Below are 11,506 nucleotides of genomic sequence, written 5' to 3'. Positions count from 1 at the left end.
AAACGCGGCGTATTTCACCATCCGGTCAGCGCAGATGGTCAGGCGCAGCATGCTGTTGCCCGAACCGGGCAACACGACCGAACCCCCGGTGCTGTCCGGGACCGACGCGCTGTCCGAGCCCGGCGCCTCCACTGGAACGGGCTTCCCGGCCGATGAACACGCGCTGTTCGGGCCCGGCCTGCCCGACGACCTGGCAGCCGGGGTCTCCCTCCCGGCCACCCCGAACCAGAGCCGTACCGACGCGATGCGCTGGCTCGGCCGCCCCGGCCCGCGGCGCGTGCACGCCCGGCACGTGCAGGCGATGCAGCGCCTGCGGGAGCTGGGGATGAATGACCGCCCCACCGGCCAGGAGCTGGCCGGTGCGATCGGGGCGCCCGCGGCGGACCTTCTCGACGTCGCCGCTCTCGCCGCCGAGGTCTACGGTCCGGACTTCGGCCGGGACGAACTGCGGGCCATGAGCGTGCTGTACCGGATCACGGCCGGTCACCCGGGACTGGTGCGGGCACCCGGCCTGCGGACCCCTGACGACACCGTGTCCGTGGAGCACCTCAGGCAACTGGTGGCCCAGGCCCCGGCGGTGGCGGAGCCGCAGCCCCTGGTCGAGGTGGACCGGGTGCTCGAAGGGCCCCGGCCCGCGGTCGATCTCGAGGTCAGGGATCTTGCCGACGCCGCCGGCGACCTGGCCGGAGCCCGAACCGCTCCGGACGCCATTGCTCTCTATGCCGCCTGGCAGGAGCGCAGCCGCCGGCTGACGGCATTCCTGGCGTACGAGGTCGCGCAGCGGGTTCAGAGGGTCGCCGAGGTCCGCGAGCACCTCGGCCTGCGCCCGGACCGGGCTCAGGAGTACCACGACCGGATCGACAGTGCCCTGCACCGCATCGTCACCGCCTCCGGTGCCGCCACCGTCCTCGAGATCCGCGACCGGACGGCGGTGCGCGAGGGGATGCGCGCCCTGGACGGCGCCGTGCGAGACTTCTACGCCGGGCTCGTCCAGGACGAGCGCATGTTCCGCGCCGACCGGGACATCGCCGACCTGCGGGACCTCCTGAACACCGTCTACGGCCCACCCGGAGGACACCCTCCGACCGCCGAGCCCGGCCCGCTGACCTCCTCCGACGTGGCCCGGTACCGGGCCACCCTGACGGAGTACGAGGCGGAGCTGACGCATCTGCGCGGGCTGGAGCCTGATGCCGGGGTGGTCGGCGAGATCCTCGCCGTCGATGCGAAGGTGGACCAGATCGCCGACGCCGTACGGCAGGGCTCGGCGCCGCAACCCGAGAATGCTTTACCGCACGGCCTTCTCGCCGCGGGAGTGGCCGCCCCCTCGATGGCCGCCTCCACCGTCGAGGACACGCCCGCTCCCGAACGCCGGGCGCCCGGCCGGGTCATCCTCCAGTCGGCCGCGTCCGCGCCCTGGGGGCAGCCGGGGGCCCTGCCGGTGCCGTGGGGCGAGATGGGGCACGTCGTGCGGGTGGGCGACGCCGAGATGCAGCAGTTCGCCGAGGTGGCGGCCGCCGCCGTCACCGCCCTCGGTGATCAGGTCCCGCCGGAGCTGCGTGACCTGATCACCGAGAACCTGCCGGCCTCCATGGAACGCATCGGCACCGTCCAGCCGCCCTACCAGGCCGGCCTCCTGGAGCACGTCACGAACGGCTACCAGGACCGGATGCCGGCCTGGGACGCCGGCCGGGAACTGGCCTCCCCGCACGGCATCACGCTGGTGCCGGGCGTCACCCTGAGCCTGGACCCCGGGCCGCTGCACAGCTACGGCCACCTCACCTACCACCGCCCCGAGACCCAGCAGCGCCTGCCGCTGGGAGCACGCCCGACGCAGTCGCTCGACCTGCCGAAGTTCGAGATGGGCTCGACCTTCGCGGACTCCTGGGACGGCCGCTCCCTCCACACCTCCGTGACGGCGGGAGGACCGCTGCCGGCCGGCGGCGCCCTGCGCGGCGGCGCCGGCCTGTCCGGCGGCGCCAGCACGGTGCACGGACGGTACGAGGGTGGGGTGATCATGGGCGAGCAGCAGATCCTGCACAACCAGTTCGCCTACTTCACCACCTCACCGGCCGTCGGTGGCGAAGGGACGCCCGGCAGCCGGTGGCGTCTCACCGACAGCCGCGGCGGGCGCACCGTCGTTCACACCGCGCCGCAGGAGATGCTGCTCGCCTTCCCGGACAACGAGTCCCCAGAAGTCGCACCGGCACACGAGACACAGCCGCACGAGCCCGTTACCGACCCCCTCGACATCCTCCCGCCGGTCCCGTCCCCGGACACGCCCGGAACGCTGTACTCCCTGCCGGACACCGCGAGCGACGCCCAGCGGTCGTTCCTGCACGAGACCACCTCCCGGGTCCGGGCGACGGACGAGTCGATCACCGTCCCGGAACTCGCGACCGGCTCGCCCGGTGACCCGCTGACCCACCTCGGGCGACGGCTGCCGGACGCCGGCGACGCGCTGATCGAGCGGCTCACCGAGGTGTACCGCGACAGCGGCCTGTTCCGGCAGCGGCTGGAGATCTTCGGCTCCGGCGCGTTCACCACACAACTGCCCGTGAACCGGTCGGGCGACTGGGTGGCCCTGAAGCTGCGCGGGCGGGTCACGTCCGCGGTCGCGATCGACCAGAGCGTGGCCAACCAGCAGCAGGACATGCGGCACCTGTTCTGGGCCGGCCTGACCAAGAGCTACCAGAGCAGCGCCGGCGGAGATGTCCGTGCCTCTGCGTCCTCCCCCTCGTTCGAGGGGACGCAGGACGAGACGCTGAGCGCCGGGGCCTCGGCCTCCGGCGGCGTCTCGGGATCGGTGGGCCGCTCGCTGAACACCTCACTGGGAGGCGGCGACTGGCGCTACGTGAACTCGGAGGAGCCCACCCGGACCTACCTGCTCACCGCCGTTCTGGAGACCGACGTGCGCTCGTCGGTCCCCGCCGCCCGCGGCTCCTTCCACTCGCAGGTCACCCGGTTCGTCCGGATCGGGATCAGCCAGGTGGCCCGGTTCGAGCGGGAACTGCGGGCCGTCGTCGCCGCCACGGACGACGAGACCCTGACGCAGACCCTGACCCAGCTGCCCCAGGACGGCCGCCACCACGCCGACCGCATGCCACCGCCCGGACTACGGGCAGGCCGGAGCCGGGGCATCGCCGTGGTCGACCTCATCGGCGGCTTCGGTCAGGTCGCGGGCCGGATGTGGGACCTGGTCGAGGGGATGCTCCGGGAGCGGAACGAGGACCCGCTCATCGACGACGAGCTCGGCCCCTGGCAGATGCACCACCTGGAAAAGGCCATTCACCAGCGGTTCTCACCCATGCACGGGTTCTCCTACATCGCCCAGATGATCAGTCATCGCTACGCCGTCAGCGAGTACGTGCCGGTGGCCCACGGACGCCTGTGGATCCCGATGACCGTCAGCCTCGCGCACGACGGGCAATGGACGGCGGGGGTGTCCGAGCTCGCCTCCATCTCCCACTACCCGATCCAGTACACCGACCACGGCAACACCGAGCGGATCACCTCGGCCGTCATCGCCTCCGGCCACGCCGACCTGGGCGGCACACCGGCCGACGCCACCCCGCACGACGGCACGGTCACCGACGCCCGGGGCGGCGCCGGGTACACCTACCGCAACCAGCGCTCGCAGGAGACCACCGCCCGCACGGGATACTGGGGGTCGGAAGGGCTGGAGATGGCCGGGCGGCTGCGGGACTTCCTGTTCCGGACCCGCCTGCATCTGACGGCGCGGGTCGAGTTCCAGCAGGTCACGGCTCGTGGCGGCGCCACCGCGGCCGTTCTCCGGCGGGCCGGGGGGCAAGTGGCCCGGGGGGTGGTGCCCACCGCCCCGCAGTGGTCGGCGCGTCGCGAGGACACGATCGACGGCATGATGCGGGCACGGGTCCCGGAAGGGCTCGCCCCCCTGACCGGAGCCGCGCCGCACGACCCGCCCCTGATCAGTTCCCCGCTGACCGGACTCGGGCAGGTGCAGTGGCTGGTCCGTCCCGCCACCACCGAGGCTCCTGCCGCTTCTGCCGGCCACGGGTCGGCCGCAGGCCCGCTGATGCCGCTCAACGGACGCAGCCTGGCCGACGGCTCCGGGCAGGAACAGGTCCCGGTTCTGAGCCCGGTGCCGGAGGACGACCTGGGCACCGAGATCCTCGGCGTGCCCGACCTTCTCGCCACCGTCGAGCAGCTGCTGCAACAGGCCGGGCTGCCGGAGGCGGCCTACGCGGACACGCTCGGCACCCTGATCAATGAGGACCAGCTCCTGTCGCGGCTGATGTTCGACCAGGACGTGGTCCAGGCCACCCGGCACATCGCACCCGGGGCCCTGAGCAACCGCCACGCCGTGATCACGCTCGTCGCCGTCCCCTGGGGCGAGGTCGAGGAACCGGGGAGCGAGCTCATGCAGCGCAGCGTCATGGTCGACTCCGAGTCGGCGGTGCTGTCGGTCATGCAGTCCGTGCGGACCCAGATGGCCGACGCCGGCCTGAGTGACCTGGCGATCGAGCAGCTCGCCGGGCTGGCCGGCTCGGGCTCAGGGGCCCACCACCTGTCCGGCATCGTCAGAACCCGGATCGAGTCGAACGAGTCGCTCCTCGGCCAGTGGATCTACCGCCAGGGCCACCGGCACGGCCCGGTCCGTTCCGGGATGGTCTGGGACGTCTCGGTGACCAGCTGGGACGCCAACCTGCTCGCCGGGCGGCTCGCGGCGAAGCTGGGCACGGCCCGGCTCTCCGTCACGGGTGGCCTGAGTCTGCTGCGGCCCCGCGCGCTGCCGCAGGCCACCCGGGCCGCGAGCGTCCCCGTGAGCGTCAGTGGGGCCGAGCTGTCGGGGTTCGCCGACACCCACGCCGTCGACTTCCTGCACCGGGGACCGGGGCAGGCCAACGAACTCCGGGCCCGTGTGGCGGCGATTCTCGGTGCTCTGGGCGTCGATTCGAACGAGTCGCACTGGACGGTGGAGGGCAACGACGGGACCTGGGGCGAGGTCGGCGTACCCGTCGGCCTGGCTGCGGTACTGGACCGCGCGCACGTGCTCGGCCATTCCGGGACGCTGGACGGGCCCGGGCTGTTCCTGCACCACACGGCCGCCCCGGCGGGCCGGGTCGAGAACGTCACGCTGGTCATCCGGCTGATCGATCCCGAGGATCCGAAGGACGACCTGCTCACCTGGTCCCGCTCCGAGTCGGGGAGCTGGTTCTTCTACAAGCTGAACACCCAGCGGGCCGCCGAGCGCGGGCGCCGGACGGCCCAGGCGAGCACCGGCGGATCGATCGGCACGTCCGGCCTGCCCGTCGTGGAACAGATGACCGGTGCCTGGCTGAACATGGTTTCGTCTTCCGGCTGGTACAGCACCCGAATCCATCACGTGGGCCAGATCCTGCGGATGCGGGACGTGTTCTCCCATCACGGCACGGTGCACACGTACCAGGGGACGCGTTTCCTCGCCGTGAGCGCCTACCGTGGTGCGGCGGCCTCGAAGCCGGTGGCGGCGGCCTCCTTCGGCCTGGCACAACCGGCCCTGGACCTGGTCTTCGACCCGGGCCGCCCGGGGCAGGGGGCGACCGAGGCGCACGGCACCGTGCCGATGCGGTTCTCGGTCGACGTGCCCGAGACGGTGCTGCGCTCGGGCCTGCACCCCTTCGGGCGCACCGCCGTCCGGGTCGAGGTCCCGCCCGGTCTGGAGGACGACGCGTCGGCGGTCCTGGCGCTGGGAACGCGCCCGCGCCGCGAGTTCCCGGTCCTTCGCGCCGAGATCCTCGACCGGGCGGTCATTCCCGTCAAGGCCGGCGGACGGGCCCTGCGACGGCTCTTCGATTCCACCATGCAGTCCCTGGCCGGGCAGCAGATCACCGGCGACGACCGGATGCCGGTCCTGACCCGGCTGGATGACGGCGCGGTGTCGGGCCTGATGACCGCCACGGGGGTCCCGTTCGAGGCGTACGGTGCCGTCGTCGGCCCGGCCAACACCGTCGCCACCCTGCACCTGACCCTCGGCGGCGGCCACACCTACCCGGCGATGAACCGCGAGAACGGCCACGTCACCGATGCCCGGGGCGAGCTGAAGATCACCCACCGGCTGTACGACGCCCGGCCGATCGACTGGATCCACGCCTCGGGCCTGCACGAGATCGTCGGCATGGCCGAGGACGGGGACCTGTTCTGGTTCGGCGACTCGCTGGGTGCCGGCCTGGACGGTGCGGTCTCCGGCCCGGCCGGCCCGGTCTCGCTGAATTCCGGTGCCGGTGGTGGCATCTCGTCCGGGCAGGACCGGGGGACCAATTCGCTGGAGCGCCGTCCCGTGCCGGACTCGTTCCGCCGGACGGCCTGGCTGATGCGGATCCAGGCCGGCTTCCTGGTGATGCAGGAGTTCCGGGCGCGGCAGCAGCGCGGGGGGATCCGCTACGGCGACCAGACGCGCGTCGAGGCGTATTTCCTGGACGACGCGATGACGCTCGTCCTGCCGATGGAGACGGCCGTGGCCAGGCGTCTGCTGCACCCGCGGCTGGGGGCCCCGACCGCGCACGGCCGGTGGCTGCCCGACCTGCCGGTGACGGCTCCCGAAGACGGGACGCCTGCGGCGGAGGCGGAACTGGCCCGGCTGCGCGCCGCCTACGCGGCGCCCCGGTACGGTGACTGGTTCCCCGTCGCCGGTACCTTCGTGGTGGACCGGGCCGGTGGCCCGGGGTGGGTCCGGATGACCTCCACCGGAACGGACGGCCTGGCCTTCGTGGAGATGCTGGACCCCGAGGAGTTCGGTGACCGGCTGGGCGAGGTGCTCGAAGACCAGCGGCGACCGGTGTACCTGCTGATGGGCGGTGTCAGCGGTGAGTACGCGCAGCGGGCAGCCCGGCGCAGCGGTCTCGACATCCTCCGGACCCCGGACACTTTCGTGCAGGGAACGGACGTCGTCGCGGTCCGGCCGGACGGTTCCCCGGGGACCGTCGTCCTGCACCGGGCGGACGGCACCCCGGCTCGCACCTACGGCCCGAACCTGGAGAACGTCCTCACCCCCCTGCGACCGGGGGAGCAGCGGCGCACGCTCGAACACGTCGTCCCCTGGGACCTGCGGGGGCCTCGGCATGCGGATCCGACGGGCCTGATGACGCCGAATCCTCCGGTGCGGTGGGAGGCCTCGCTCGCCACCGGGAGCGAGGACGCCCGGCAGGATGTCATCCAGACCCGGGGGACCGGTAGCCCGCCGGAGAACGGGAGCGACCTGGGTGGAGAGCTTTTCGAGATCCTGACGGCGGATCAGGAGCGCGTACCAGAATCGGACACCCACGGCGACCACGCGCCTCCCGGTGCGGAGAACCCCGCGGCCAGGGGTTCGGCAGGGGTGAAGCGAGACCCGGCCCGGAACCTGCTGTGGAGGGAGTACACGGCGCCGCAGGTACCTGAGCACGTGATCGTCCTCGGGCGGCACAGCAGCGACAGCGCCCTGGACCTCGGCCGGATCCCGGTCGAGCCGGGCCGGAAGGCCCTGGTTCTGGCTCTGGACGACGACCTGCTGTCCGCCACCCCACCGGTGGCGGACAAGATCGTCGAGAAGGTGACCGCTGCCGCCGGGGACGGGGTGCGGGCGTGGCGGATCTACGCTCATGGCCTGAGTGACGCCGTGGTGCGCCGGCTGGTGAACGAGCTGGATCTGGACCTGGTGTTCTCCCCGGGCCGGATCGGGATGAGTACGTGGGGCACCGCACCGCAGGACTCGCTCCTGCCCGGTGAGCCGTTCGGGGGCTGGGTACGGGTGCGGCCGTACCGCCCGGGTGTCGCGGGGCAGGCGTGGCTCGTCGATCACCTGGGGCCGGACTTCGTCGCGGTGCCGGCGGTCGAGGAGGAACCGGCGGTCAGTGCGGGGGCGGTGCTGTCGGACGTGGTTTCCCGTCCCATCAGGGTGTCGGGCCAGGCATGGGACGTGCGGACCGGAGAAGGCTGGATCGTCATTGCCCCGCAGGGTGTTTCGCTGGTCCCAGACCTGGTGCCACCGGTGGAGGACGACACGCTGGTGCTGCGGGTCCAGGGCGACGGTTCCGACCCCGTAGTCCAGAGGTTGGTGCGGGGAGCGCTGGAACGTTCAGCGCTGGAGGACGTGTCGCGCGTGCGGCTGGTGCTGGGGAAAGTAGAAGTCGAGGCGGCTGCGGCCTTGGCGCGGGAATTTCATGTGGAGGTCGTCTTTGCCTCTGAGGTGGTGACATTCGCCGACGACGGCTCGTTCCTGGCGGTGGTGCGGCCGATGGAGAACAGTGACGCCCACCGTGGCTGGTTTCGGGCGTATCCGGTGGACCCGCAGCAGGTTTTCCGTCCCCTACGGGAGGGGACGGACTTTCTGGAGGGGGTGATCGTCGAAGATCTGGGGCAGATGCTGTTCCCGTCGTCCTGGGAGGAGGAACTGGCGTCCCGGCGGCGTTCGTGGCGGGTCGATCACGTCGCCGTCCCGGACTCCGATCTCCTGGACGAGAACGGCGAGCGGTTGGGAACGCTGCTGGGCGAACGTGCGGTCGTGCATGCGGTGCGGACGGTTTCGGGTCTGATGCTCTCGGACATCCCTTCGGCAGGAGCGCTGGCGCTGAAGTTGCCGCCTCATCCGGTGCTGCCCACGATCTCGGTGGCTCAGGTGCACGACGGCCTGGTCGCCGAGAAGAAGCTCGCGGCGTGGCGTCTTCTGGCGCCTGGCCTGACCCGGGTCGTCCTGCACGACGACCGGCGCCCGCTCCAGGTGCCTGGCTATCTCCCGGGCAGCAACGTGTCGGCCCGGATGCGGATGGCGGCAGTCGGGACGAGCTGGCGGCCCGAGTACGACCAGGCGCTGGACGACCCCACCCGCGGCACGGTGAAACTGATCCCGGCCCTCCGGGCCCGGTGGATCGACCGGTTCGGAGGACCACAGCCGTCCGTCGAGGAGGCACGGCGAATACTCGAAGGATTCTGGGATGTCTCGGCGGATTCCATGGCCGGGAAGGTGCTTCGCCGAATTCTGGAACGTGCCCACCACCGGCGCGGTGGGATCCGCATTCCCGAGGACGACTCCGGGATCCCGGTCAGGCAGCGACTGCGCAGCTCGGTGAAGCAGGAACTGAGCAGGCTCAGGGCTGAGGGTTTCCCGGAACCGCTGAGTATGCTCATCGACGATCTGTCGGGCCGGCCCGAGCAGATGCCGGAGCCCACGGTGGTCCTGGAACATCTTCAGGGGCAGGAACCTCTGGGGGTCGCTCGGGACTTGCTGGAAACCCTCCAAGGGATCCTGTTCGCGGACGATCGGAACGCCACAGAAACAGTGAACGATCGCAGCGATGACGAGCTACGCCACTTGGTCCTGGCCGGCATTGATGCTCTGGGGGCTCCGGACACCGGTGCAGACACGTCCGGGTCCGCCCGCCTGACCGTCCTGACCGATCTCCTTCGGGCCGTGGCGCTGCGTTTGTCGGCCGCCCTGCGCACCTGGGAAACTCCCTATCTGGCACGCCTGATCGACCTGGGCGACGTACGCCTGCTGGAGGCCCGTCCGCGCATCCACTTCGTGGCTGACAGCGATGTGACGGCTGAGCAGGCTTATCACACCGTCCAGCTGGTCAATGCCGCTGGATCCCAGGTATTCCGGTTCACGGGTGGATTCACTACCCGGGATGGACACACGGTTTTTCTTCGTCTCCGGCCCCTGGTGTCTGCCTCCCGCTCCGAGCTCGATGAGGCGATCAACATCCGGCTGACCACCGGCTCCGACCGGGAGAACGCGGCACAGGTCAACACGGACAGCTCCGTGTACACGTTGGTCCATGAGATCCTGCACAACCTTGGACTGGGGGACCGGTATGCCGATAAGAAGTTGAGTACGTTGCAGTATTCGCGACGGCGCCTGCGGCCCGGGAACCCGTTGGGGCCCACGCACTTCCGTCCCAGTAGGCTGGACCTCGGACATGCCGTCATGAGCTCGCGCACATCGTACTTCCCAACCCTTCGGGATGCCCGGGAACTCTACGAACTCGCCCTGAGCGCCCCCGACGCCTTGCCCGGTGGCCATCCCGTGTCCTGGCTCGCGGGGTACGACATCCCGGCTTCGCATCAGGCGATCGTCGGGGCCATCCGTCGGCGCCTGGAGTCGCTGCGCTGGTTCGATCTGCTTTCGGCCGTCGATGACGCTGCTGGGGACCGGATCGCCGGATTGCCGATGAATCATCCGATCGTCACCGTCAGCGACCCCCGAGCGGTCTTCGACATCACCGATCCCTTCGCGAACTCGGTGCAGCTGACCACTGCCCTGCGCATGACGTTCGACAGCACATGGGTCCGGGTCCAGTTCACGCCCGAGGCCACAGTCCTTGGCCGGCCTCCGGTTCTGGTGACGATCAGCGGGCGGGGCGAACGCGCTCCGCTCACAGCCGGCCAGGACGGCGTCGTGGAGTCGTTCGTGGTCAGCCTGGTCGATCGACCGGGCACGAGCGTGTCACCGGGCGCCCGGGCGCTTGCCGATCACTCCGCCCACTCCGACGAGGCTGCCGCCGTGCCGGATCGCGACAGCGATTGGGGCGACAGGAGCTTCGAGGAGTGGACCGAAACCATGTCCGGGGACATTGCCTCCGGGCAGGTGGTCGTTCTCGTCCTGGGCGGTAGAACCGCGGACGTCGACGTGGAGCAGATCCCGCGTGAGCCGGGTCGCGTCGCGCTGGTGGTGCTTGAACTCGGCAAGTTCGCCTACGGCGACAGCGATGCGGCGATGGAGCGGATCGTCGATCGGATCACGGTGGGGGCCCGTGAAGGAGCGCAAGCATGGCGGGTTTACGCACATTTTCTGGACGATTCCGTAATGCGCGGACTGGTGGGGAAACTCGGTGTTGACGTCGTGTACTCCTCCGGCTGGATCGCCCTCGACTCGCTGAACACCCTGCCGGACCCCGAATCGGCAGAGCCGTTCGGTGGGTGGTCGCGGGTCCGTCCCTACCGGGCGGCAGGACCGGGTCAGGCATGGCTCGTCGACGATCTGGGTCCCGAGTTCACGCCGATCCCGCTGGGGAACGAGACGGATCGGGCGCCGATGCTGCCGGGCGAGGGCGAGTGGGTGGTGCGGGTCCCTGGTGACGGATCTGACGTGGCCACCCAGGAACGCGTGCGGCGCGTTCTGGGCAGCCGTTCTGCGCAGGATGGGCGGCCTGTGCGGTTGCTGGTGGGGAATGTGCCGGCTGAGGTCGGGGCGGGGCTGGCGCGGGATTTTGGTGTGGAGTTGGTGTTTTCGGCTGATGAGCTGGTGTTTCATGGGTCGGGGTCGTTCGTGGCGTCGGTGCGGCCGATCGGGAACACGGATGTGCATCGGGGGTGGTTGCGGGCGTATCCGGTGGAGACGGGGGCGGTGGTTCATCCTTTGCCGGAGGGTGGTGTGTTGCTGGACGGGGTGGTGGTGCAGCGGGTCGGTGAGATGCATTATCCGGCGGCGTTGTGGGAGGGGGTGGTGGAGTCGCCGCACCGGCCACGGCAGATACGCCAGGTCCTCGAGGACGACATCGAGATGCTGGGCGCA

The 11,506-nt window shown here is 70.8% G+C and carries 1 protein-coding gene; it reads left to right on the top strand.

The window, feature by feature from the left end:
- Window positions 1-49: 49 nt before the first annotated feature.
- Window positions 50-11,506, top strand: an 11,457-nt coding sequence (locus tag KIH74_RS35435) for a hypothetical protein (protein WP_214160834.1), incomplete at its 3' end; no start/stop codon positions are given.

This window comes from Kineosporia corallincola, assembly GCF_018499875.1.
GTDB classification, from domain to species: Bacteria; Actinomycetota; Actinomycetes; order Actinomycetales; family Kineosporiaceae; genus Kineosporia; species Kineosporia corallincola.
Note: the sequence above shows the minus strand (reverse complement) of the source record. Positions and strands in the feature narration are given on the sequence as shown.